1 protein-coding gene is annotated in these 669 nt (G+C 39.3%); it reads left to right on the top strand.

Annotation, left to right across the window (positions count from 1 at the left end; genetic code table 11):
• The first annotated feature begins 31 nt into the window (after positions 1-31).
• The gene (locus HW443_RS12525; RefSeq protein WP_176238370.1) at positions 32-493 is read left to right on the top strand and encodes a transposase; all 462 of its coding nucleotides are present in this window, start codon (positions 32-34) and stop codon (positions 491-493) included.
• Positions 494-669: the final 176 nt, after the last annotated feature.

Genomic DNA, 669 nt, shown 5'->3' with positions numbered 1-669 from the left:
GAAGGAGTATGTCAGGAGTTAATGTAAGAAGATGAAGGGACTGCTTTCGGGCAAGAAGTTTATGCTGCTTAAGAGAGTGAGTATCTTAAGGGGAGGTGCGAGAAAGGCACTTCAGGGATTACTTAGTTTTAACAGGAGGATATACAAAGCACATCTACTTAAAGAGAGTTTCGGGCAGCTATGGTCATACCGATATAAAGGAGCTGCCGTGAGGTTCTGGGATAACTGGAAGGAGCAGCTTAAATGGCAGAGGCTTGAGCCTTACAAAAAGTTTACGGCGATGATAGACAGGCATATGGATGGTATTTTAGGGTATTGTGATAAGAAGGTCTCACTGGGCTATATTGAGGGGACAAACCTTAAGGCAAGGAATATCATAAGAAGGGCTTATGGGTATAAGGACAAGTCGTATATGAAGCTAAAGCTACTAAAGGGATGTTACTCTATAGGTGTCTTTCGCCCTTATCCTTTCCCTTTGCACCATAATCCATGATGAGCCTAAATAAAATAAAAAGAATGATTAAAAATTTTTTCTTCACAGAGATTAACTCCCTTCTTAATGCATGTCTATTGTTAATTCTATCACTCTTGAGAGAATTAACAATAAAAACTTCAAGAATCTTTGTCTAAAACCCCATTTTCTGAACCCATTTGGCGTGTCTCTTTTTC

The organism is Candidatus Hakubella thermalkaliphila, assembly GCF_013281975.1.
Lineage (GTDB): Bacteria > Actinomycetota > Humimicrobiia > Hakubellales > Hakubellaceae > Hakubella > Hakubella thermalkaliphila.
This window is presented reverse-complemented; position numbering and strand designations above follow the sequence as displayed.